This is a genomic window from Sulfurimonas sp., from assembly GCF_023228785.1.
Lineage (GTDB): Bacteria > Campylobacterota > Campylobacteria > Campylobacterales > Sulfurimonadaceae > Sulfurimonas.
Genome location: NZ_JALOAN010000034.1, coordinates 1 through 24986 on the forward strand (window position 1 = coordinate 1; position 24986 = coordinate 24986).

Sequence of the window (24986 nt, forward strand, 5' to 3'; positions counted from 1 at the left end):
GTAGATATGAAAAACACCAACTTTGATAATATCGCAAAAGATATTCAAACACTAAATGAGGATGCCCTAAATGGGGTTTATGACATAGTAGCTATTAGTTTTGCACTATATCCGCATATAAAAGAGGAGTATGCACCGCTTAGAACTGCTGTTAGTTTTGGCGAGGGTTATGGTCCAAAACTTATAAAGAAAAAAGGAGCTACTCTAAAGAGAAACTTCAAAGTAGCTCTTAGTGGCAAACACACTACAAATGCGATGCTCTTTCGCATAGCTTACCCAGATGCTAGAATCACCTACATGAACTTCTTAGAGATTGAAGAGGCTGTTTTAAGTGGAAGCGTAGATGCTGGAGTATTAATCCATGAGAGTATTTTGGAGTTTGATGATAGATTAGAAGTAGAGCGTGAGATGTGGGATATCTGGCAAGAGCTAGCTGGAGATGAACTCCCTCTTCCTCTTGGTGGAATGGCAATAAGACGCTCACTTCCACTCAACAAAGCCATAGAGTATGAAGCGACTCTAACAAAGGCCGTTGCAGTTGCAAGAGAGCATAAAGATAGACTCTCAAAGATGCTTATAGAGCGAGATCTAGTGCGAATTGATGCAGATACGCTAGATAGATATTTAGAGCTCTATGCAAATGATGACTCTATCACTCTAAGTGAGATCCAGTATCGTGCTATAAATAAGCTTTTTGAACTTGGATATAAGCACGGGTTTTACGACACACTCATTAAAGCCGAAGATTATCTCATACCAACAGAGTATAAAGAACTTAGGAACTCATAAACTGATGGAAGCCAAACTAATAGCACTCGGGATTGAAACCTTTAAGATAGCACTACTTCTTGCTCTTCCAGGACTTCTTACCGGTATGTTTTTAGGTTTGGCTGTTAGTATCTTTCAAGCGACTACTCAGATAAACGAGATGACTCTCTCTTTTATCCCAAAAATCATAGGCGTAGTTGTTGTCATTATCCTTACAATGCCGTGGATGCTAAACTCCATGATAGATTTCTCTACAAATGTCTTTAATATGATGCCAAGCTTTATAGAGTAGTAATGACTAAAACTATAGACTTTGCAAAATTTTCTTCTATCAAGATAGGAGGAGTTCACGAAGTTACTCTTTTAGAAGATCCAAATGATTTTAATGATGATTATTTTCTTATTGGATCTTGTAATAATGTTCTAGTTGGGTCCAATATTCCAAAACTTATGAAACTCTCTAAGAAATACGACTACATAAAAATAGAAGATAATATTTTAAAAATCGGGGCTGCCACTCCTTCTGGAAAATTAGCTTCTTTTTGCAAAAAAAACAATATTGCTAACTTTGAATTTGTCTCACATTTGCCAGGAACTTTGGGCGGTTTAGTCTACATGAACGCTGGACTTAAAGAGTATGAGATCTTCAATAATCTTCTTAATATCACAACAACAAAAGGCAAATTTGAGAAAAAAAGTATCAACTATGGCTACAGAAATACAGATATAAAAGAACCTATTTTAGAAGCATCATTTATTCTTGAGTATGGTTATAGTGATGAAAAAGCAGAGCTATTTAAAAAGATGAGGGCAAATCAGCCAAGTGGAGCTAGTGCAGGGAGTTGTTTTAAAAATCCTAAAGGTGACTATGCTGGTAGACTAATTGAAGCGGTTGGATTAAAAGGAAAAAGAGTAGGAGCGATGGAATTTAGCACTAAACATGCAAACTTTTTACTAAATAGTGGAGGTGGTATTTTTGAAGATGCCATCGCACTCATAGAAGAAGCTCAAAGAAGAGTTCTTCAAGAGTTTGGCATCTCTTTAGAGTGCGAAGTGATTATACTAGATGAGAGATGGTTAAAAACGAAGCATTAGACCTCCATAAAATCCTGCAAACTTCAAATCAATATCAAAATCGCTTCCATCTTCTACATCGATTTTTTGAACCCTATAACCTAGTTCTATAGCTGGTTGAACTACTGGTGATATATCAAAAGTGTAGTCAACTTTTACGCGGACATCATAGACACTATTTGAACTATAAGCTACATATTTTATATCACTCTCTAAGCCAATGTTTGTTGATGGGATCTCAACACGAGCTCTTAAATATAGAAGTGGAATAGCTATAGTCTCACTCTGTGAATAGCCATAAAATAATGGAACTTTTGGATCTGCATCTAAAGAAGCCTCAACAATTTTTATATCCAAACCAAGATCTAATGTAGTCCAAGCGGTATTATCTAAGATATTATAATATGGAATAATATCATACTGCTTCATATCGTAAGCCACTTTAGTAGTTGTATTTCCTATATTAAACTCTTTAAATTTACCACTACCCACACCAGAATCTTCAACAGATGCATACTCTAATCTTATGTTTGGGACAATTGGTACTGGATGTTTAATTAGTGCCCAAAAGTACATAGATGAATTAGTAGGCTCACTTGAACTATAGCGACCATTTGCGCCATTATCAGTGTAGCTTAGTTTTCCACTTGATTTTTGATCCCATAAACCAATCCCTGCTTCTACTTTCATCGTATCTGCATTAGCGGTACAGAGACAAACTCCAACAAATAAGAGTGTTGTTACTATTTTTTTCATTGAATTTCCTAATAATAATTTTCATTATTATAGCAAGTGATTATAATTATAGACTTTAAAAGAAAAATTTTAGGGCATAAAAGCCCTAAAAAAGGAGGAAGAATAAAATGAGTTATCAATTCATTTTGTTTTGGCACCAAAGGCGCCAAGAGTTACAAAGAGGGGAAGTAGTGTAACTCTTGAAAATTATCTTAGGAACGTTTGACTAGAGAGCAGCTTTTCTAAAGAAGCTGCGCTTATAAAGCTTGCTTTCTAAAGAAAGCTTATAGAGCAGCTTTTGCAGCTGCTATAGCTTCTTCATAGTTAGGCTCAGTTGTAATCTCTGGAACAACTTGCTTATAAGTTACCTTTCCATCTTTACCTATTACAAAAATAACTCTTGCTGTAATTCCTGCAAGTGGTCCATCAGCTAAAAGTACACCATAGTTGTTCGCGAAATCTTTGTTTCTAAAGTCAGAACAAACTTTTAAGTTTTCAATTCCAGCCGCTCCACACCATCTTGCAGCTGCAAACGGTAGATCCATAGAGACTGTAATAACCTCAACACCTTCTAGTGCTGCTGCTTCTGTGTTAAATCTTCTAGTCTCAGCGTCACAAACACCAGTGTCTAGTGATGGTACTGCAACAACAAGTTGAACTTTGCCAGTTCCACCGATTTGCTCATCTTGAAGCATTGGATCACAGTTTACTACTGTAGTAACTGGTGCTGTATCGCCTACGTTGATCTCATTACCCGCTAAATTACATACGATGTCATTTTTGAATGTTACTGTTGCCATTTTGGCTCCTTGATTTATTGTATCTTATTTTTTACTTCAAAATTGAGTAAAAAAGAATCACTTTTTTGTGATTTATTAATTGGACAGGAGAAGTATAAGTAAAATCGGATAAAAAAACTCTTATTTAGAAAAATTGTGTTTTTTAATAAGTTTTACTTAAGTTTCTAATATTTTAGTCAGCCTTTTCTAAATAGAAACATTCTACTTAGTGTTAGGTATATTATATACTACTTTTTGCAGATATAGAGAGTTCATCTAGGTGAGTAAACATTTTTTTCTCATACATCTCAATAGCCACTCGTCCTATCATAGCTGCATTGTCTGAACAATACTTTAACTCGCTAAGAAGTAATTTTGCATTGTGTGGTTTTAGTAATTTTTCTATCTCGCTTCTTAAGTATAGATTTGCACTAGCTCCACCAACTATTGCAAAGGTTTTTGGTTGAACTTTTTTAAAGTACTTTTTTAGTTTTTGCACTAGATGCATAGTAGCAATATGTTCAAAAGAAGCTGCTATATCTTTGTAGTCACTCTTGCTGGCATCTTGTAGTGCAACTCTAACAGCATTTTTTAGCCCTGAGTATGAAAATGCGATAAGTGGTGATTGTGAGAGCGGAATAGTAAAGTTATACCTTGTTCTATCTCCATCTTTTGCTAACTCTTGTATCACAGGTCCACCTGGATAGCCTAGATCCATCATCTTAGCAACCTTGTCAAAACTCTCTCCAAAGCTATCATCCATGCTCTTTGCAATAGTTGTTATGCTCTCTATAGACTCAACTTGCATCACTTGAGTGTGTCCTCCTGAAACTAACAAAACAGTTAAAGGAAACTGCGTCTCTTTATCTATAAACAGAGAGTAGATATGACCGATGAGATGGTTAACTGAGATGAGGGGAATCTCTAGTGCAATTGAGATCGCTTTTGCCATTGTCACACCCTCAACAAGCGTTACTGCTAAGCCAGGGGTAGAAGTTACAGCTACAGCTTTTAACTCACTAAAATAGGGTTTGACTTGCTCTAAGATCTTTGGAAGTGCCTCTGCATGAAGGCGCGCTGCGAGCTCAGGAACCACTCCACCATACACACTATGCTCTAACTCTTGAGATATTTTTTTATGAAAAAGAAGTTTTTTTGTTTTTATATCTGTGATAGCTATCGCACTATCATCACACGAGCTCTCTATACTTAGTATCATAAACTTTCCATCTTTTAATATTTATAAGTTACTTCTAACTTCTCTATCAATTGCAAACACATCTTCTACACTTCTTGGTATCTCACTAAACTTATCAAAGGCTTCTATAATTGTTTTAGAAATATCCATAAATCCTATCTCTTTGTTTATGAACTTAGCTATTGCAACCTCATTTGCAGCGTTTACTACAACACCACGAGCAGGGTTTTTAAGTAATTCTTCTTTTATCTCCCAAATGGGGTATCTACTTGTCTGGATCTCACGAAACTCTAATGAGCCAATTTCTAATAAATTAACATGATCTAAGATGTTTTCATTCATCTTCTTATCTAATGCATAGGCTATAGGAAGTTGCATAGATGCACGAGCAAAGTGTGCAGTCGTTGAGCCATCTTTAAAATCTATTAGAGCGTGAATGAGCGACTTTGTCTCTATAATAGCATCATACTCGCCCTCGCCAAAGAGCCATCTAGCTTCAAGTAGTTCAAACATCTTGTTTGTCATTGTTGCACTATCTATTGTTATCTTTTGCCCCATTGACCAATTTGGATGTTTTTGAGTATCTGCTAAGCTAGCATTTTGGAGTTTTTTAATATCCCAATCACGAAAAGCTCCACCAGATGCAGTGATTATCATTTTTTTAACTTCTCTATCTTGCATAAGATACCAAAGACCAAAATGTTCACTATCTATGGGTTGGATCTTGCTCACATCTATAAAAGCACCACAAGCTACAAGTGACTCTTTGTTAGCTAATGCAACTCTTTTTCCGCACTCTAGTGCTTTTAGTGTTGGACGAAGACCTAAAAATCCGACTAGTGCATTTACAACTAGATCAGACTTAGTATCTTCTATAACTTCTAAAATAGCATCTGTTCCCGAGAATACATTTGGGTGATTTACCTTCTCTATATCAGAAGCATCTGCGATAACTACAAGCTTAGGAGAGTGCTCCAATATCTGCTTATTTAAAAGCGCAATATTTCTCCCACAAACCAAAACCTCTACATTTATATTAAATTTTTTAGCAACAAGAAGTGTATTTACTCCTATGGAACCAGTTGAGCCTAGAAGTATCACTTCTATACAAGTCCACGAAGAAGTACTAGCATAACGATTGCTCCAAAGAGATAGCCATCTATACGATCTAAGATACCACCATGTCCTGGGAGTATATTTCCGCTATCTTTTACACCTGCACTTCTTTTTAGTGAACTCTCAAATAAGTCTCCAAAGATAGAACTAATCGCGACCATACAAGAGATTACAAAAGAGTCTGCTAGATCTACCACACTAAGCCCTACAAACATACCAGCAACTGTAGCGACCAACACACCACCAACTACACCTTCCATAGTCTTGTTTGGGCTTGTCTGGCTAAAAGGAGTTTTACCAATACTCTTGCCCACAGCATAAGCCCCAACATCTGTCATTGCTACAATAACCAATAGCCATAACATCATTAGCATTCCATACTCTTGGTACATTGTAAAGATAAAAAGCATTCCTGCAGTTGGGTATATAAAGGGAAGGAAATTATTCCATTTTAGCTCTTTATCAAAAGCTACTGCACTTGCATAAGCAACTCCTGCTAAAATAAAAAGATCGTCTCCATAAGGATAAAATGCAGCAACTATCCAAATACCAAGAGCGTAAATAATAAGCGAATCATTTTTAAGTTCAAAAAGGGCAAGAGCTTCTTTAAAAGCTAGAAGATAGACAACTCCAAGAACTGCCCACATTAGAAAAAAATTATCTATAAAACCTATGATAAGAACCGCGACAATAAGTGATAAACCCGTTATGATTCTCTCTTTATTTGAGCCAAAAGCTTTTAAAAATTCCATAAATCTCCTTTTTCAAGGATTATACCAAATCAGACTTTAATATCTAGTTTATGAAGAGATGGGGCTTTCTCTTCTTCTTCATCCTCTTTTTCATCATGTTCACTTCTAGCAGTATCTTGATCGGCTGAGTTTTTTTCATGTTCACGATCAGGATCTATCTCATGAGTCTCTTCAGCTGGACGAACTTCAAGAACTTTTTCATCTTTTTCTTGCATCGCAGCTTGTGCTACCATATTTTGAAAGTCTACACGATTATTATGAGCATTTTGTAAAGAAGATGCATTTGCAGTCATCTGGTTTACAAAAATAGCATTTCCGATTGCACCTACTGCCATAACATACTCCTTTAATTTATTTTATAAATTCAAGGGACTACTATTTAATTAGTCCCACAAAGGAACAAGTCCCTTTTACCTTACATCTACTTCTATGGTTTTGTATTTGTTGTAAAGTACATTTGCACCACTTTGTATTGTAACTTCTCGCCTAGGGGTATAATCGACCAAAAACTTATCTTTTTGAGCTGTGCTGAATTCTACGCATAGTTTTGCCGCTTCTCTTATGATATGTTCTGCAACATTTTGTTTATCTGTTGTTATGATTAGGTGTGCTGATGGTCTGTCTTTCATGTGAATCCAAATATCTTTTGCTTTTGCACTCTTTAGTAGTTCTATATTTCCTTTTTCATTTTTACCAAGTTGAACTTTATATCCTTCTATCCAAAATGACTCTATAGAATCACTAACTTTTAGTTTTTTTGCCTGTACTTGCTTTGGAAATAAAAGCTCTAGTTTTGCCATATCTTTAGCATCTTCAACTATAGCAATAAAGAGTTTTGCGTGTTCTATCTTAGAAAGAATTGATGCTCTTTCAATATGTAAATGCAAAGCTTTTTGTTTTGCTTTTTTACTCTTTTTAAAAAGTGCTTGTGCCATAGATGAAGGACTTGAAAACTCTTTTGCAAGCTCAATCTCAACAAGCTTTCCATCATAATCTTGTAGCTCAATCTTTTTTTGATATGCTTTAATATTATGTAAATTTGACAAGACTAAATTACCATGAAGTTGTGCTGTTTGTGCCTCTTGAGCTAGTCCTGTTTCATCTTCAAGCATAGATTGAAGTTTTTGAAGTTTTTGAAGTCTCTTATTTAGCACTAGAAGCTTTTGTTTTTTTAAGTTCTTTAGTTTTGCATCTAACTCTCTTTGATACTCATCATACAAAAACTTCTCAACATCGTCTATGGGGTACTCTTTTGGAGTGTATGGAGCAGATGGAACACTTAGAAGTTTTTGCCCAACTTTTACTTCACGAAAAGAAGAAAAAATATCAACATGTCGCAAAGCTTCTAAAACTATTTCATCCTCATCAAAAATGATAACATTTGTATACTTCCCAGTAAACTCAAACTGCAGATAAGTTATCTCTTCCTTATAAGCCGATGCTACAGAGGTTTTAAACCTTAAAATCTTATCATCATCTACAAGATCTACCTCTAAAATATTTGCACGATTAAAGCGCTTTGAGAGCACTACATCAAAAGGTGCATTATAGACTTTTGAACGAGTGTAAGAGTCACATCTAAATATTTTAGAATTTGAGCGTTGCATCTCAAAGTAAACTTCATCATCTCTATCAAATGCTACTTTTACAATAGTATCACTTACTCTATGAATAGCCGAAATTTTTTGGAAATTTGAAAAATAATCTTTTATCTGTTTTAAGTGTGAGTATTTCATAAAAGCTATTCTAGCAAATATAAAACAACTTTAAGTCCATCGCCTATATAATGCCTTATAACCCTAGGATAAATTAATGAAAAATAAAATTAGCCCTAAACTAAAAAACATAAGATCTAGTATCTTAACACCCATAGCCTTTTTGCTGATGGCTATTTTTGCGATTTTATTTTTTTACACTCCTTATATGGCAGATAAAAACATTATAGACATCGCCAAAGAGGGTTCTATCATAGTTTTAGCTCTAGTTACATATACAAGTTACACTCTTGTAAAAAGAGAAAAAAGGCTCCTTAAAACAAATGACAAACTAGAAAAAAAATTAAAAAACATACTCTTAGATTTTGACAAAAATGTTATCGCTTCGACTACAGATATGGATGGAAAAATTACCTATGCGAGTGAACTCTTTTGCAAACTCTCTGGTTATAAAAAAGAAGAACTCATAGGAAGAAATCACAACCTTATAAAACACGGCGATATGCCAAAAGCTATGTATGAAGAAATGTTAAAAACCTTACAAGCTGGAAAAACATGGAGAGGAGAGATAAAAAACTCTACTAAAGATGGTGGCTTTTACTGGGTAGATGCTATAGTTTCTCCTGTTTTAGATGGATCTGGAAAAGTTATAGAGTATAACTCTATAAGACAAGATATTACAAGCAAAAAAGAGCTAGAGAACCTAAACGAGTCATTAAAAGCGAGAATCTCAAAAGCCATTGCAGAGGCTCAAGAAAAAGAACAACACATGCTAAAACAGAGTAAGATGGCCCAAATGGGGGAGATGTTAAGCATGATAGCTCATCAATGGAGACAGCCCTTAGCTGCCATCTCTTCAACTGCATCTTCACTTGAAGTAAAGATGATTTTAAAAGATATTGATATAGCAACACTAAAGAGTGGCATCAAAGATATTCAAGCTTACTCTCAACATCTAAGCTCAACCATAAATGACTTTAGAAACTTTTTTATAGACTCTAAAGTTTTGACAAAAACAAGCTTTGAATCAATCCTAAACAAAACTATTCAGATAGTAAAGACTTCTCTTGACAAACGAGATATCATCATAAGCTTTCAAAACCATTTTGAGGATGAGTTTTGTATCTATGAAAATGAATTTGAGCAAGTTGTATTAAATCTTATAAAAAATGCCGAAGATGCTATAGTAGAAAATAGTATCAAAAACGGCATCATAGAGATAAAAACATACAAGCTAAATGGCAAGGCTGTTTTTGAAGTTTTTGATAACGCGAGAGGTATTGATAACGCGTTGATGGAGAAGATTTTTGATCCATATTTCTCAACAAAAAGCAAAAAGAATGGAACTGGGCTTGGTCTATATATGAGCAAAATCATTATAGAAAATCACTGCTTTGGAACTCTTGAAGCTTTTAACACCTTTGAGGGAGCTATGTTTAGGATAACCCTAAATCCTAATGAATTTTCACTGCCACCTGATGCTACACAATAAAACAAAGATTCTTTATTTTTGAGAGTTACTACTTTACTAAGGTAGATTCTGGCTTTGCTATAAAATAACCTTGTACAAAATCAACCTCGCACTCTTGTATAATCTTATATGTTTCTTCATCTTCTACAAATTTAGCAATAGTTTGGATATCCAAAGTTTTAGCAAAGTTTACTATGGCTTTTAAGTTTTTTTGACTCTTTTTATCTTGTTTTAATTTTTTTATAAAGGCTTGATCTATTTTTATAAAGTCTATATCTATGCTTATAAGTTTACTAAAGTTAGATTCATTTACACCAAAATCATCTATGGCTATTTTAAAGCCCATCTCTCTTAGGGCATCTATCTCTTTCATGATTTTTGTATAGTCTTTTGCAAGAGTTATACTCTCTTTTATTTCAAAAGTAACCCTTTTTGCATCTACTTTGTAAAACTCTAGTTTTTCTTTTAAAAATCTGCAAAGATAACCATCTAGCAGATCTCTCTCTGTTATATTTATAGAAAAATCATACTCTTTATCTCTAAAAAAAACGAAACTTTTATTTATCATAACTTTAGTTATAGAAGTCATTAGTCCTAGTTTTTCAGCTGGTTTTATAAAACGCTCAGGAAGTACAATAGCATCTTTGGTGACTCCACGAGCTAAAACTTCATACTTTTTTATCTCTTTAGTTTTGATATCAACTATAGCTTGAAAATAAGGTTCTATCATATCTTCTAAAACAAGTTCTCTTGTAATTTTAAGACACTCTATAGCTTTTTTCTCGTCTCTAAAAAAACTGTTATTTTCATTAAAAATCTCATAATGTCTGCTTCCTAGATCTTTGGATGTATCTAGTGCATATTCGCTATTTATTAGTGTTTGTGCTGCATTTTCTTTTCTAGTAGATATACCTATATTAAAGGTTACATGAAGTTCTACCTCATCTATCTTTACATTTTTATTATCAAAAAAGGCAACTATTTGTTTGCAGTAATCATGTAATTCTTCAAGTGAAGTTTCACGAAGCAGTATAACAAATCTATCGGATTCTACTTTATAAAGTCTTGCTTTTTTATGTATGTGATGCTCTAAACTTCGTGCTGTTTTTGATAAAACTTGGTTAGAAAAAACTTTCCCGTACTCTTTGTTAATGGTTGAAAAGTTAGACATATCCAAAAGAAGAAGGTAATCATACTCTCCTTCAAGCATATCAACTTGGAGTTTTTGGGCATTTGGTAGATCTGTGTAATATTCTTGGTAACACATTCGTCTTAATTCTAGTGTTTTTTCTTCTACTTTTTGCTCTAAGTTATTTTTATACTCTGCTAAAGATTTCTCTAAAATGATCTTGTTTGTTACCTTGGATATCATGGTATAAAACTGTTCAAGTTCCACAGGCTTTAGTATATATCCATCTACTCCATACTTTATACTTTGCACAAAGTAGTCTTTATCGTCATAAGCAGAGAGAATTAAGATGGGAATGTATAGATCAATGGCTCTAATTTTTTGGATAAGTTCTAAGCCGTTCATTTTTGGCATGTTTATATCTGTGATTATTAAGTCATACTCTTTTAGCTCTATTTTGGCGTAAGCTTGTTCACCATCTACTGCTGTATCGATTTTTAGAAAAAAAGTCTCTAAGAAGTTTAGAGTAGCTTCTCTCGCTTTTTTATCATCTTCAACATAAAGTAAATTTAATTTTTTAGTACTTTTTATCAACTGGGCAAACTGCTCTTTATCCATCAAAGTATCCATTTGTTAATTTTAGTGTTAGTGCATTTTAACTCATAAAAACAAAATTGTTATTTAAACAAAAGTTGAAACTCTTTTTAGATAAACTTAGTTTGAATTTTAACACTTTGTAACTTCAACAAAAACCAATGAATATGAGAGTCTATTATGCAATTTTATCTTGAGAGAAAAAATATTTTTACAGCCTTATTTTTCTCATTTACATATGTATTTCTTGGTTATTTGAGCATAAACTATGTAACAATGCCATCAGGAATTGCTATTGCATGGCTTCCAAACTCCATGCTTTTGGCATTTTTTCTTATAAAAGATAAAAAAGAGTGGAAATATTTCATACCATTTTTTTTACTTGCTGAAGTTGTAGCAGATTATGGTGTCTTTACTACAATTGAAGCTTTGCAGTTTGGAGTTGTAAATGTCTTAGAGACTTCTATCGCCGCATTTATAATCAAAAAGTTTTCTAAAAATAATGAGCAAAACTTTACCAATACAAAATATTTTTTAGCCTTTTTTCTAGTAGGACTTAACATTATGCCAATGATAGGCGCTATCTTTGGAGCCTTAATTTACTATACTCAAATAGGCTCAGATGCTAGTTTTATTGAGTTTTGGAGGATTTGGTACTTTGGAGATGCGGTAGGTATCTTACTTCTAACCCCCATCATGGTTATCTTCAAAGAGAATTACAAATCACTAAAATCCTACGAGTTTGACTTCCAAAACATAAGTATCGTAGGCTTTAGCATCTATCTTGCCATTATGCTCTTCTCTTTTAGCGATAGTAACCTTCTTCCACCAACGACTCCACTTATATTTATATTACTTCTTTTGTGGGTAGTTTATAAGCAAGGTATTCTTCCAGCACTTATACTGGCTTTTTTCATCTCTCTTATTTCCATCTACTACACCTCAGATCTCATAGGCCCTTTTTCTATATTTGGGGCAAAAGAAACTACAATCTATCTTCAAGAGTTTATAGCTCTGCTTTTTATCATCACACTATTTTTTGGTGTTCTTCACAAAGAGCTTGTTTACTCAAAACAAGAGCTAGAAGAGTTAAACAATACCCTAGAGATGAAGATCCAGCAAAAAACACAATCTTTAGTCCAAGCAAACAAAAAACTAAACCACTTAGCATCTAAAGACTCTTTGACAAATATCTTTAACAGACGAATGATCAATGAGTACCTATTTCAAGAAATATCAAAGTCTAAAAGACATAAAAATGACACCTCTTTAATTATGATAGACATAGATCACTTCAAAGAAGTCAACGACCATTATGGTCATCAAGTAGGAGATAAGGTCATCGTAAAGAGTGTTGAGCTCATCTCTAGTAGCATTAGGGCATCAGATATTTTTGGAAGATGGGGAGGGGAAGAGTTTATTATTTTACTACCTCAGACAGATCTAAAAAGTGCCTTTGTGCTTGCTCAAAACCTTAGACAAAAAGTACAAGATCATGACTTCGAACAAGTTGGTAAAAAAACCATAAGCGTAGGAGTTACACAACTTAACGCAGACGACGATGTTCTCTCTTTTGTTAGAAGATCTGACGATGCACTCTATAAGGCTAAAAAAAGTGGAAGAAACAAAGTCGTCTCTATATAAATTTTTACTCAAACTTAAAGCTATTTGACTACAATTAGGCAAAATTTTACAAAAAGATATTGACAGCTCATGCAACCAAAAGGTTTTGGAAGTTCTTACTTCTCACTAGCAGCCATACAAGCACACTCCTCAGAGCAAAAACTCGTAGCGATGTTTGCATCTGCATCTACACTAGATCAAAAACCACTAACTATAAAAATAACCTCTCCTCCCGTTTCTTAATTTTAAAACTAATATAAACAAAACTTTTACAACTACTTAAAATTAAGGACACAGATCCACATGAAAAAAGAAATAAAATTATCACTAATCCTAGTCGCTCTTATGAGTTCACTTCAAGCCGAGACTTCAAATACTATAGTTTTAAAACCACTTAGCGTTACCTCAACTGCCATAAAAACCGATGAGTTAAGATCAACAGATGCGGTAGAGATCTACACACAAGAAGACATAGAAAAAACTCATGTTCAAAATATGTATGAGTTTTTAAACTCTCACACTTCCATTGTTGCAACACCTAGCTATGGAAATCCTTTTAGCCAAAAACTAGATATGAGAGGTTTTGGTAATGATGGCTACCAAAATATAGTTGTAACTATAAATGGTAGAAAAATGAACAATATAGATGGTGTTCCTCAAATGCTCTCTTCTATCTCACCATCTTCTGTTAGTCGTATAGAGATTATAAAATCTAGTGGAATTGTTGTAGGTGGAGATGGTGCAAATGCTGGTGTTATAAACATAGTTACTAAGAAAAACAATGATAAAGAATTCTCTTTTTATCTTGGATCTTATGGACTAGCTGATGGCTCTTTTTATATAGGTCATAAAGATGAAAAGTTATCTGTCTCAGCAAGTGCTGAGGCACAAAAAAGTAATGGAACTAGAGAAATAGATAGCGAAGCAAACAAAGATGAAAATAAATTCTCAACTGGTTCACTAGATCTAGCTTACTTTGTAACTGATAAACTAGAATTAAGTCTTGGAGCTAGTTTTGCAAGAACTGATGTTTTTTACGCTGGGGCTATGACAAAAGATCAATACAACAACAATCCAAATCAAAAAGGTTTTGGAGGTGTAAATCATCAAAAATACGATAGTAATGCTCTAAATGCTGGCATAAAGTACTACATCAATGATAAACTCTCACTAAATGCAAATGTGTCTCAGGAGAAAAAGAAGTCTATTTTTCTACCTCCTTCTTGGCCTTATGAAGCAAATTACGACTATAAATCACTCTTGGCATCTATTGATTATGCTAGCGATACACTATCTATTAAACTTGGTGTTGACGGTTTTGATGGTGATAGAAAAGGTTCAGATAACACAACTAGCAAAAACAATAAAGCTGTTTACATTATGACTAACTATAGGCTAGGTAATTCTAGTTTTAAAGCAGGTTACAGGTTGGAAAATGTAGCTTACATTTATGATGCTTATACAACTCATTTAAAACAAGATGACAATCTTTATGGCGCTGAATTAGGATATAACTATCTCATAAACAAAGAAAGTTCTGTCTTTGCAAACTTCACTCACTCCTTCTTATCTCCAGATATAGATAGATTTTTTGCAACAACTTATCCCCCACCAACTTTTACACCTACTGTAAGTTTCAATGGCTTTATAAAGCCCTCAAAAGTTGATACATACTCTCTTGGTTATAACAATATAAATAAGGATAATAAATTTAAAATCTCTTTTTACTATGCTGATTTAAAAGATGAGATCTATATGCAACCAATCACTTTTAAAAATACAAACATAGATAAATCTTATAAGTATGGAGTTGATTTGTATGACAAGTATATTATTAGCCCTGAGTTTAGTCTAGCACTAAATTACAACTATGTTCAAGCGATAATTGACAAGGAGAAAGAGGGATCTAGTGACTATTCTGGAAACAAACTCCCAGGTGTTTCAAACCATAATGTAAAAGCGACGCTTGGATATACTCCAAACAGAGCTACAACTATCAACTTAACTCAGAGCTACCGTTCAAAAGCTTACGCTGCAGATGACTTTAACAACAACTTCTCTCAAAAGCAAGATGCTTATATGACAACAGATATCTCTATAGCTTATGCAAAAGAGTCTTGGGAAGTTTTTGCTAAAATAAACAACCTATTTAACCAAAAAAATGGTTTATGGATATATGATAATGCTATCTATCCTATAAACTTCACAACAACAGCTCTAGCTGGGTTTAAGTTAAAGTACTAACTGATGTTAAACACTAAAACGAACGCGTCCGTTTTAGTGGCAGGGACATATGTCCCTTGCAACCCCCTAAAGCTACGAAAAAGATTTTTTCGAGAATTTTTAAAAGGAGAAGCTCATCAAAGCTATTGTCTTAACCCTACTTTTTATCATTAGCCTTGATGCAAAAGAGAGACTTGTCTCTCTTAGTCCTTCCATCACGGAGATAGTATATGCACTAAAGATGGGAGATAAACTTGTAGGAACTTCTGCTTACTCCTTGCATCCAAAAGAAGCACAAGATCTCCCCATTGTGGGAAACTACATAGATCCAAATATAGAGAAGATCTTAAGCTTAAAACCTAGCCTTGTAGTTGGAGAAGACTTCAACCAAAAGGCACAAGACAAACTAAAACACTTTAATATAAAAACACTAACACTCAAACTAAAAACCATAACAGATATAAAAAATTCCATAGATAAACTAGCCAAAAATATAGACTCAAAAGAAGCAAAAAGACTTATAAAGGATATAGATGATGCTATAGAAAAGATCCCTAAAAACAAAAGTCCACACAGCGTTATGATAGTCTATGGACTAAAAGAAGATCTAAGCTCAGCCACCTATATAGCAGGAAGAGATATCTTCTTTAATGACATCATAAAGCTATGTGCTAACACTAACGCTTACACCGCTAACTCAAACAAACAACCGGTTCTTAGTTATGAAAACATCATAGCACTAAACCCAGATCAGATCATAATCCTACACTCTCTCGCAACAGAGTCAGGCGTAGATGTAGAAAAAGCTCTAAAAGCATGGCATAAACTCCCAACAAATGCTTCAAAAAACAAAAACATTAGCGTTGTAGACGACGACTACCTCCACATCCCATCACACCGCATAGCTCTAACTATAAAAAGACTCTCAGATGAGATGCAAAACTACAAAGAAGAGCAATAGATGATAAAACTAGACTCGCTCAACATCAACTATAACGATAAAAATATACTAAAAGAGATCTCTTTAGAGATCGGTGGACATTTAAATATTTTAGGGGCAAATGGTAGTGGGAAAAGTACACTTGCAAAGACTATTTGTGGGCTTGTTGAGTATAATGGAGAGGTCTATATAAATGAGAAAAACATTAGAGATCTCTCTTTAAAACAAAGAGCGAAACTGCTTACTTATGTGCCAACTAAACTTGAAGTTTATGATGAGTTTATAAACGTAGAAGAGTTTGTGCTTTTGGGTAGATTTGCCTATAAAGATAGTTTTTTTGACTACTCTGATAAAGATAAAAAGATAGCAAAAAATACTCTAGAGTTTTTAAATATCTCTCACCTTGGATCTCACACTTTAAGCTCACTAAGTTCTGGCGAAGCTCAACTTGTCTCTTTAGCTTCTGCACTTGTCTCACAAAGCGAGGTTATCATACTAGATGAGCCAACTGCAAACCTAGATCCACACAACGCAAAAACTATAGCCAAACATATAAAAGGATTAAAAAAATATCATCAAATCATTCTCATAACGCATGATCTAGATCTTGCATCTTACATTGACTCGCCAACTATCTTTTTAAAGTCTAAGAGTGCTACTTACTTTGAAAAATATGAAGAGTTTTATAATGAGGCTAAACTAAAAGAGCTTTATGAAGTTGAGTTTGATGGCTTGGTGGTGCGATATGATTAGGATTTTCATCTGGTCATCTCTACTCTTTATCCTTTTAGCGTCAGGTTTTGTTGGTGCTATATGGCTAGATCTAGGTGAGGTTTTCACACAAGAGACACTTGCAAACTCTATCTTTTTTGAGTTAAGACTTCCTCGTGTTATTTATGCTTTTTCAGCTGGATCTATTCTCGCTCTATGTGGACTTTTGTACCAATCACTTTTTAGAAATGCACTTATGACACCCTACACTTTAGGAGTCTCAAGCGGTGCAATTTTGGGAGCTGGAATTGCCATAAAACTCGGACTTGGAAGTTTAGCTTTTGGCATAGCTTCTATTAGCCTTTTTGGTTTTTTTGGGGCGATGCTTAGTGTGCTTTTGCTTCTTTATTTAGCAAGATTTTTAAAGCATTCTCACTTTGAATCACTTCTACTTCTTGGGATCGCTCTTTCACTCTTTTACACCTCAGCACTAATGATAATCTTCTACCTTGGAAATGCCATACAAAACGATATGCTCCTTCGTTTTAGCATGGGTTCACTCTCTATTATAGGTTGGAATCATCCCATAACTATTAGCGTTATAGCCTTGGTTTTATTTATAGTCATCTATATTTATAGGTTTGAATTACAACTTCTTAGCATCTCTGATGAAGGTGCAAAACTTAGAGGAGTTGATACTAAAAGAGTTACACTTATACTTCTTTTAGTATCATCTTTTGCTATTGGAGTTCTTGTGAGTGTTAGCGGACCTATTGGTTTTATAGGGCTTATAGTTCCTCATATAGTTGCAAAATTACACAAAAAACCCACAAACAAACGCATTGCAAAAACAGCCCTATTTGGTGGATTTTTCTTAGTTTTTTGCGACACTATAACTAGAGCCATTCCAACTCAAAGTGAACTCCCCATAGGCATCATAACAGCCCTAATAGGTGGACCATTTTTTATATACATTATTATAAGTAGAAGCAAGAACTAAGGCTTTAAAACTTCCAAGTTTAAAGTTGTTGAGTGGATAATTTCATCACTTTTAATACCATCACCCTTTTGAGAGTAAGATGCTCTAATCTTTTGAAATCCCTCTTGTTTCATCTCTACACTAACAAATCCATCTTTGTCACTCTTGGTCACAATTTTTTTGTTATAAGTGATACTAACACCAGCTTTAGGTATGCCAAAAGAAGTAACTATCAACCTAATTCTATCACCCACTTTAATTTTTGCTAGTGGTGTTCTTAGTGATAATTCAAAGGGAGCCTTAAATAGTTTTGTTGCATCATTTTTATAGATCATCTTAATAGATGCAACGCTAAGAAAACTACTAAGAGGCATCTTCGTTCTGTCTTTAGATACTTTTTTAGTTCCAAATGGTGTTTTTGTATAGTAAACTCTCTTTAGCTCTACAAACACAGCATCACAATCATCTCTAAGGTTTTTATCTACTAACTCAAAAATTTCATCACCCTTTAAGCAGGAGATCTTGGATATTTCATCTTGTTTTATTTTTTTAGCTTTTATAGAAGTTTCTTGCATTATTTTTTGTCCATAATGCAAAGCCGCTATATCATCTATCCAAATTTCACTAGCTATAAGGGTGTTGCAAAGAGCTAAAATTATTAATATATTTTTATTCATAGTGCCATTATCTCCTCTTTGTTATAAAATGAGCATAAAAGAGTTGTTTGAAAATTTTAAATCTTATTTTCATTAAAAACATTTACTTGACTATTGTAATATTTTATAACGACTCATAAAGAATCTTTAAGCACTTATTCTGCTATAATTGAAAATATAAACAAATTTTAGGAAATCATTATGCTAAAAACAGTTAAATCCAAAGTTATCGCCTCTATTGTAGCCCTTAGTATCCTTGGGCTATTTGGTATAACTTACTATCTATCTTCAACTCTTCAACAACTCTCAGAAAAGACAGCAAAAGAGTCTCTTGCAATGTTAAGCGAATCAATACTTCAAACAATGACTTCTAGTATGATGATGGGTGATCCTCAGATTGTTAAAGATGCAATTGATAGTGCAAGAAACATAGAAGGTATAGAAAGCCTAATCGTATCAAAATCACAAGCAGTTATTGATGTTTATTCTCCAGGAGAAGAGTTTACTAAAGATGCCATTATTAGAGAAGTCATCAATAGTAAAAATAGTAAAGTTATAGAAAAAGATGAAAATGGACATCACACTATCCGTCTCATAAAACCTGTAATTGCAGAGCAAAAATGTCTCTCTTGTCACTACAACATAGAAGAAGGTTATGTGCTTGGTGCAGTTGATTTGATTGTCTCACTAGATAAAAACGATGAACAAAATGCAGCTACTGAAGCTACTCTTCTTATAGCACTTATCATTGGGGCTATCTTATTTACAATCGCTGCAAGTATCTTTTTTACAAGGGAGATCTTTGGACCTCTTTCAAATTTAAAAGAACGCATCTCAGAACTTGTTGGCGGAGATAAAGACTTAACTAAAAGACTAACTCATAGAAATGAAGATGAGTTTGGAGAGACTGCAAACGAAGTTAATAAGTTTATAGAGATGGTTCAAAGCACTATCAATGAGATTAAATCTATTGGTGAGAAAAACACTTCTATTGCATCTGAGATTGAACAATCAAGCCATGTTATTCGTGAAAGTACAGCTCAAGAGCGTGCAATTGTTGCTAACACAAACACAAAAAGTTTATCTATAAAAGATCTCCTTATTGAAAATATGAGAGCATCAGAAGAGACACAAAAAAATGTTAAAGAAGCACATAATGAGCTTGGAACAGCTAGAGAATCTTTAGCTATTTTAGGTAAAGAAGTAAGCGCTTTTGTTGAGACAGAGAATGAACTCTCTAGTGAACTTGTAGGTCTTAGAAGTGATGCTGACCAAGTAAAAGATGTGTTAAATGTTATAAAAGATATAGCTGAGCAAACAAACTTACTAGCTCTTAACGCTGCTATTGAAGCTGCTCGTGCGGGTGAGCATGGACGAGGATTTGCAGTTGTTGCTGACGAAGTTAGAAAGCTCGCAGAGAGAACTCAAAAATCACTAACAGAGATAGATATTAGCGTTGGGACTATTGTTCAGTCCATCAATGATGTAAGTGATAAGATGAATGTAAATGCAAAAAGCATAGAGAGCTTACTTAACATCTCTAATGAAGTTGAACAAAAGATCTCTTCAACATCTGAAGCGATTGGAACATCAACTAAAGTTGCAGACAAATCTGCTCGTGATACTATAGTAATTTCAAAAAGTGTTGAAGAAATTATCGAAGAGATTCAAAAGATAGATGTTATCTCAACAGCGAACAATACTAGTATCTTAAGTATAGAAAACGACTTAGAAAAACTAGTAAAAATCGCGCACTCTTTACAATCTACAATAGACCAATTCAAGAGTTAAGAAAGAGGCATTAGCCTCTTCTCTTTGCTCTATATGACTTTCCTGTATAGTTCTTCTTAAAACACGCCTGACAAATATTGTACTTTGAATTTTTAGGTAGAGATGCTGAACATATTCTACAATTTTGCACAAAGTGTGTTTGCCCAAGAGACTCCTCTATATATCTGTTTAAGACGCCTCTAGTTCTACGGGCTAACTCGGCATCTATAAAATAATCCTCAAAACGATAACTAAGCCACAAATAAAGTGATATCTCTTTTACCATATCTTCTGCTATTAAAAGTTCTTGCGCAGTTATCGCACAAGAATTATTTAGTTGTGGGGGTGCATAAGGAATTGGCAGTTTTTTCTCTAGGGCTAAGATATAACTCTCAAAAGCAGCAATTATGTAAGGTGATTTTAGAGTAAGCGGTGCACATGAGAGATGATACTTTGTAGCGATGTCTAAATCGTAAGCATCTACTATAAAAGCAGCTTCGAGCATATCATCTAAGTTGTAAGCCCTAAAGGGACCATTAAACTCCATGTTTTTTACAAAAAACTTCAGGATCTCACTAAGTGAGTTCTCTTCTAAGATGCTAGAAACCAGTTTTATATGCTCTAAATTTGCCATCACATTAAAAGGTATGGTTATCTCTTTTGCTTTTTTGTGAAAGTTTTTACTTACAATATTTAAAGCTTCAACATTTAGAGCTCCCACAAAACCCTCTTCATTTAAACCATAGCGCCCTGCTCTTCCTGAGATCTGCTGTACTTCTGAGGCAACAAGATTTCTATCATTTACTCCATCAAACTTTGTCGCTTTTGAAAAAAGTATAGTCTTTATGGGAAGGTTCATTCCCATAGCTATAGCGTCAGTTGCTATAAGAAGTTGTGTCTCTTTAGCTCTAAATCTACGAGCTTCTTCTCGTCTTACTTCTGGCGAGAGATTACCATAAACTACACTCACACTAAAAGAGTTTGAAAACTCTTGCTTTAGTCTAAGCACATCTTTTCTACTAAAGGCGATGATTGCAGTTGAGGCTTCTACATCTTTTGGATGAGTTGGACTCTCTAAGAGTGTAAGAGGATTTTTTCTCTCAAATTCAACTATTTCAAGATCTTCGCCCAAGTACTCAGCTAGTGCAATGATTGCAGCTTTTGCATTTGAAGAGCCTGTCATAATAACTTCTTTTGCGGGTGCTCCGATGATAGCATTTGCCCACGCCCAACCACGATCTCGATCACCTATCATCTGTACCTCATCTATTACGCAAACATCCACATCCACATCAAAGTTTAACATCTCGATAGTTGAACTTATATGAGTAGCATCTGCATCTAAGATCTGCTCTTCGCCTGTTATAAGAGATGCACTAACACCATCAGATCTTAAGCCCTCATAGCCTTCTAGTGCTAAAAGTCTAAGAGGTGCAAGATAATATCCAGTATCTGCAACTTCGAGCTTTTTCATTGCAGTATAGGTTTTTCCGCTGTTAGTTGGTCCTATGTGAAGAATCAGTTTTCTTCTCATACTCCTTGCCATTGGAAATAAGTTTTTAAAGTCACGGATAGTCCTAGCAAGTAGCGCTTGTCTTTGCATCTTAACTATCTCGTCGTGAGTACTACTTATAAAAGCTTTAAGAGTCTTTCGAACTACCTTTGGATTAAGGTTTAGTGAGCCATCAAGTCTCTCTAGTAGATCTTCATAGACTCTTTTATGTAACTCTTCTTCTGATAGATGTAGCAGTGAAGCATATTCATCACACTCTTTAACTAAGGACTTTAGAGAGTCTAGAAAATCTTCTTCTTGATGGATTGAGGCATCTTTTATAACTTGCTTAAAATCAAGTTTTTTACTCTGCCAAATATCACTTAAAAGTGAGTCTAGTTCTATGTGAAGCTCAAGATTATAGTCATGTTTTATATCTGAGTATGGAAGTAAAAAACTATGTTCTATTCTAACTAAAAGCTCCTCATTGTGCAATTCTAAGTTTGCAAGATATAACTCTTTTTCTATGATGCTCTCAAGCAATTTTTCTTTTAGTGGTGGATATGAAGTTTTGTACTTTGGAGGTGATGCTCTAAGTGCTGTTGTTATGTCTTTTTGGCTTAGATATAGATGTTCTTTAGGTAAGTTTTTTATAAAAAGGTTTACCTCTTTTTGCTTTGCATCTATGACATTTTCTTTATCTTCTTGGATCTTGTTTATAATCTCTTCATCATCACTACTTTGTATATACTCGTCACTGTAAGCTTTTGTATTTAGTGTCATGATCTTGTGAAAACTTTGGGCGTAAAGAACATAATGAAGTGAAGCGTTAAACTCTAATGAGTTGTTCGTATCAAAGATACCATCAAGTGCTTTTTGAAGTCTCGCTCTTTTTATCTCAAAACGAATATGCTTTAGTTTTGACTCCATCTTCTCGATGGTTATTTTTTTACTTCTTACCTCTTTAAAGGCATCTCTTAAGTAGGCGGCTTCTTCCGTAGAGGCATCTACCTCATCTATAAGTGAGTCGATTTTATCTTCTCTCTCTAGGTATTGCTCTTTTGGTTTAAATGACTTATAGATCTTGTTATCTCTTGCAAAAAAGTTTAGTATATCTGAGCGAAAGCCAGAATCAGCTTCACTCCAGATCATGCGAATAGCTTTTAGTAGTGTCTCTTTTGAGTGATCTATATCGTAGATCCCAAGAGTGTTAAAAAGATCGCTCAAAGTCTCGCCACTAACTCTCTCAATCCCTACATCAAAGGGATCTCCATCAAAGTAATCTTTAATTCTTTGGTTTATTTTACTGTTTTTTTTATTTTTCTTTGCCATATAGGATTGTAGCTTTAAATGAGTAAAAACAAAAGAGTTACATCATCTTGAAGTTTCATCTCCTTGAGTATCTCATTTGTGCTATCTATAAGCTCTGGTTTTGCTATTAGTTCAAATGGCGAAAAGCTATCAAGAGTGGCATCTTCATCTTCTACAAAACCATCACTATAAATCAAAAGAGACTCATGCTCTTTAATGTCGAGTTCACTTACAGTAACATCCTCAAAAAAGTTCATAAAGGGAAGATTGTTTGCTTTTACTTTTACTATCTTAGAGTTTTTATCTTTTAATAAAAAAGGATACATTCCACCAGAGGCAAAACTTAGTTTTTCTGACTCTTTATCTATAAAAATCATAGTGTATGACAACTGCTCTTCATCTGCTAAAAAGGTTTTAACTGCAGGGAAAAGTTCATCACTTAACTCTTGTAAACTTCTAGCGCTCTTTACAAGTTGGTTTATAGTAGAAGATACTGCAAAAACACTCAAAGCTGGGGAGATTCCATGTCCTTGTCCATCTATAATATACAAAAATCTTGATCCATCTGCTAATTTATAGAGTGAGTAAAAATCACCACTAAGTATATCTGATGGCTTATAAATAATCTTATTTGTCTTTGGATCTAGCTTATTTACTATGCCCATCTCTAGTTTTTTCCTAGCAATATTTTGCTGAGCTAGATCATAAGCATAAAGAGCATTTATCTTGTCATTAAGTTCTTGAAGTCTTGTTATATCATATCTTATTGCGATGTACTCAACTATCTCACCATCTGCATCTAAGATTGGGAAAATATGAACATCTACTGTATAACGACTTTTATTTTTATGTATGTTTGTTATAACACCGTGCCACACTTTTTTAGACTTTATCGTCTGCCAAAGTTCTTTAAAAAATGATCTTGGAGTATCTGGGTTTCTTAGGATATTGTGGTGTTGTCCTAGTAGTTCTGCTTCTGTATAACCAGATATTTCAATAAATTTTTTGTTAGCATAAGTTATAACACCGTTAGGGGAAGTTTTAGATACTATGTTAGTAGCATCAACAATATGACGATACTGTTCTAAGAGTGAATGCTCAGAGATGTCCTCGCTAAGAAATGCTTTATTACTGTTGTTTTTTATCAAGGCGTTATCCTAAAATCACTTCTTTGTTATTATGACATAAAGAGTATAAGAAAAGTTACTTTTTATAACTTTAGCAGAGATAGTTAGTTAGACAAAGTATTATCTAGCAAAAAGCCGATATAATACGATTATAAAAAATAATTAAGGTCACAATTTATGGAGATAACACCCCTTCTACAGTCAATTCTTGGCTTAGTCGCCGTCTTAGCAATCTTAATATTTCTACTTTTCCTACCATCTGGCAAGAAGAAAAAAGAAGCAAATATTAAAAACTCAGCTACACCACAAAAACAAGCTCAAAAAACTGATTTGCCTTATTTAAGATCCATAGTAAAAAATAAGAAGTCAACAACTAGAGAGCTCGAACTTGCTTTAGGAGCAGTCATTAAGCATCATGGAAATATTCACCCGAAATTAGGAGCTAGACCGCATCCAGATTTTGATGTTTATATGGATTTTTTGTTTACAATATGCAGACATCCAAACGCAAGCAAGGAAATAATTATAGACTTTGATAAGGATCTATGTAGATTAAATCCTGAGTATAAAAAAGAGATAAACGAAGCTATCACAAAGGGACTAAACTCACGAAGAGTTTGATAAAGCCCTTAAATAGGCTATTTAAGGCTAATTTGTAACAGCTTTACTATGATATAGAGTGTTTACAGTTACAAAACGGTTACAATTTTATTAGTAATAGTGCGAGGGCTGATTAGACCCTCTTTTTATTAATAAATACGAACTGTACAACAGAACATCAAAATTAATAGCACTATTACTATTTTGGAAAGCAAAACATTGT

23 protein-coding genes are annotated in these 24986 nt (G+C 34.1%); 12 read left to right on the forward strand and 11 right to left on the reverse strand.

The features are described from left to right. The 3 genes from M0Q24_RS08925 to M0Q24_RS08935 all read left to right on the forward strand — a co-directional run. Nucleotides 1-789: MqnA/MqnD/SBP family protein (locus M0Q24_RS08925; RefSeq protein ID WP_295049854.1), on the forward strand; the 789-nt coding region annotated here is incomplete at its 5' end. Between the two features lie 4 nt (nt 790-793). Next, nucleotides 794-1060 carry a flagellar biosynthesis protein FliQ gene (gene fliQ / locus M0Q24_RS08930; protein ID WP_295049856.1) on the forward strand — a complete coding sequence of 89 codons (267 nt, stop codon included), beginning with the start codon at nt 794-796 and terminating at the stop codon, nt 1058-1060. A 2-nt stretch (nt 1061-1062) separates the two neighbouring features. Beyond that, on the forward strand, nt 1063-1863 hold the full coding sequence (locus tag M0Q24_RS08935) for a UDP-N-acetylmuramate dehydrogenase (protein ID WP_295049859.1): 801 nt from the start codon (nt 1063-1065) through the stop codon (nt 1861-1863). On the opposite strand, the gene M0Q24_RS08940 is transcribed toward M0Q24_RS08935, so the two are convergent. The 7 genes from M0Q24_RS08940 to M0Q24_RS08970 all read right to left on the reverse strand — a co-directional run bounded on the left by M0Q24_RS08940 (nt 1846) and on the right by M0Q24_RS08970 (nt 8158). Then, nucleotides 1846-2598: a TIGR04219 family outer membrane beta-barrel protein gene (locus M0Q24_RS08940; protein ID WP_295049862.1), complete on the reverse strand. Its 753-nt coding sequence runs from the start codon at nt 2596-2598 to the stop codon at nt 1846-1848. The two genes, M0Q24_RS08935 and M0Q24_RS08940, sit on opposite strands and share 18 nt — an antisense overlap. A 263-nt stretch (nt 2599-2861) precedes the next feature. Continuing rightward, nucleotides 2862-3377, reverse strand: coding sequence for a thiol peroxidase (tpx, locus tag M0Q24_RS08945; protein ID WP_295049864.1), 516 nt, complete (start codon nt 3375-3377; stop codon nt 2862-2864). 220 nt (nt 3378-3597) lie between these two features. Continuing rightward, nucleotides 3598-4575, reverse strand: a complete 978-nt coding sequence (gene tsaD / locus M0Q24_RS08950) for a tRNA (adenosine(37)-N6)-threonylcarbamoyltransferase complex transferase subunit TsaD (protein WP_295049867.1) — start codon at nt 4573-4575, stop codon at nt 3598-3600. Between the two features lie 21 nt (nt 4576-4596). Then, a complete protein-coding gene (dxr, locus tag M0Q24_RS08955; RefSeq protein WP_295049870.1) occupies nt 4597-5655 on the reverse strand; it encodes a 1-deoxy-D-xylulose-5-phosphate reductoisomerase in 1059 nt (352 codons plus the stop codon). A 2-nt stretch (nt 5656-5657) separates the two neighbouring features. Then, nucleotides 5658-6422, reverse strand: coding sequence for a phosphatidate cytidylyltransferase (locus tag M0Q24_RS08960; RefSeq protein ID WP_295049873.1), 765 nt, complete (start codon nt 6420-6422; stop codon nt 5658-5660). Between the two features lie 29 nt (nt 6423-6451). After that, nucleotides 6452-6757, reverse strand: coding sequence for a hypothetical protein (locus M0Q24_RS08965; RefSeq protein WP_295049875.1), 306 nt, complete (start codon nt 6755-6757; stop codon nt 6452-6454). 75 nt (nt 6758-6832) lie between these two features. Continuing rightward, nucleotides 6833-8158: an NFACT RNA binding domain-containing protein gene (locus M0Q24_RS08970; RefSeq protein ID WP_295049878.1), complete on the reverse strand. Its 1326-nt coding sequence runs from the start codon at nt 8156-8158 to the stop codon at nt 6833-6835. Nucleotides 8159-8234: 76 nt separating this feature from the next. Between M0Q24_RS08970 and M0Q24_RS08975 the strand changes: the two genes are divergently transcribed. Beyond that, nucleotides 8235-9629, forward strand: coding sequence for a PAS domain S-box protein (locus M0Q24_RS08975; protein WP_295049881.1), 1395 nt, complete (start codon nt 8235-8237; stop codon nt 9627-9629). A gap of 28 nt (nt 9630-9657) precedes the next feature. On the opposite strand, the gene M0Q24_RS08980 is transcribed toward M0Q24_RS08975, so the two are convergent. Next, the gene (locus tag M0Q24_RS08980) at nt 9658-11355 is read right to left on the reverse strand and encodes an EAL domain-containing protein (protein WP_295049884.1); all 1698 of its coding nucleotides are present in this window, start codon (nt 11353-11355) and stop codon (nt 9658-9660) included. Between the two features lie 156 nt (nt 11356-11511). On the opposite strand from M0Q24_RS08980, the gene M0Q24_RS08985 reads away from it, so the two are divergent. The 6 genes from M0Q24_RS08985 (at nt 11512) to M0Q24_RS09010 (ending at nt 17828) form a co-directional block, all read left to right on the forward strand. Beyond that, entirely contained in the window at nt 11512-12975 is a 1464-nt protein-coding gene (locus M0Q24_RS08985) for a diguanylate cyclase (RefSeq protein ID WP_295049886.1), read from the forward strand. A gap of 69 nt (nt 12976-13044) precedes the next feature. Next, a complete protein-coding gene (locus tag M0Q24_RS08990; RefSeq protein ID WP_295049889.1) occupies nt 13045-13197 on the forward strand; it encodes a hypothetical protein in 153 nt (50 codons plus the stop codon). Nucleotides 13198-13257: 60 nt separating this feature from the next. Continuing rightward, on the forward strand, nt 13258-15198 hold the full coding sequence (locus M0Q24_RS08995; RefSeq protein WP_295049892.1) for a TonB-dependent receptor: 1941 nt from the start codon (nt 13258-13260) through the stop codon (nt 15196-15198). A 148-nt stretch (nt 15199-15346) separates the two neighbouring features. After that, the gene (locus M0Q24_RS09000; RefSeq protein WP_295049911.1) at nt 15347-16138 is read left to right on the forward strand and encodes an ABC transporter substrate-binding protein; all 792 of its coding nucleotides are present in this window, start codon (nt 15347-15349) and stop codon (nt 16136-16138) included. Further along, nucleotides 16139-16870 carry an ABC transporter ATP-binding protein gene (locus M0Q24_RS09005; RefSeq protein ID WP_295049894.1) on the forward strand — a complete coding sequence of 244 codons (732 nt, stop codon included), beginning with the start codon at nt 16139-16141 and terminating at the stop codon, nt 16868-16870. Further along, nucleotides 16830-17828, forward strand: a complete 999-nt coding sequence (locus tag M0Q24_RS09010; protein ID WP_295049896.1) for an iron ABC transporter permease — start codon at nt 16830-16832, stop codon at nt 17826-17828. The genes M0Q24_RS09005 and M0Q24_RS09010 overlap by 41 nt, the downstream gene beginning before the upstream one ends. On the opposite strand, the gene M0Q24_RS09015 is transcribed toward M0Q24_RS09010, so the two are convergent. Then, entirely contained in the window at nt 17825-18484 is a 660-nt protein-coding gene (locus M0Q24_RS09015; protein WP_295049898.1) for a hypothetical protein, read from the reverse strand. The genes M0Q24_RS09010 and M0Q24_RS09015 overlap by 4 nt on opposite strands. A 180-nt stretch (nt 18485-18664) precedes the next feature. On the opposite strand from M0Q24_RS09015, the gene M0Q24_RS09020 reads away from it, so the two are divergent. Next, on the forward strand, nt 18665-20254 hold the full coding sequence (locus M0Q24_RS09020) for a methyl-accepting chemotaxis protein (RefSeq protein WP_295049900.1): 1590 nt from the start codon (nt 18665-18667) through the stop codon (nt 20252-20254). A gap of 10 nt (nt 20255-20264) precedes the next feature. Here M0Q24_RS09020 and M0Q24_RS09025 read toward each other — a convergent pair whose 3' ends face one another. Together M0Q24_RS09025 and M0Q24_RS09030 are read right to left on the reverse strand one after the other, a co-directional pair. Further along, complete coding sequence (locus tag M0Q24_RS09025; RefSeq protein ID WP_295049903.1) at nt 20265-23057, reverse strand: SUV3 C-terminal domain-containing protein; 2793 nt, start codon at nt 23055-23057, stop codon at nt 20265-20267. A gap of 14 nt (nt 23058-23071) precedes the next feature. Beyond that, on the reverse strand, nt 23072-24184 hold the full coding sequence (locus tag M0Q24_RS09030; RefSeq protein ID WP_295049906.1) for a SpoIIE family protein phosphatase: 1113 nt from the start codon (nt 24182-24184) through the stop codon (nt 23072-23074). A 156-nt stretch (nt 24185-24340) separates the two neighbouring features. Between M0Q24_RS09030 and M0Q24_RS09035 the strand changes: the two genes are divergently transcribed. Then, nucleotides 24341-24784, forward strand: a complete 444-nt coding sequence (locus M0Q24_RS09035) for a hypothetical protein (RefSeq protein ID WP_295049909.1) — start codon at nt 24341-24343, stop codon at nt 24782-24784. Nucleotides 24785-24986 lie beyond the last annotated feature (202 nt).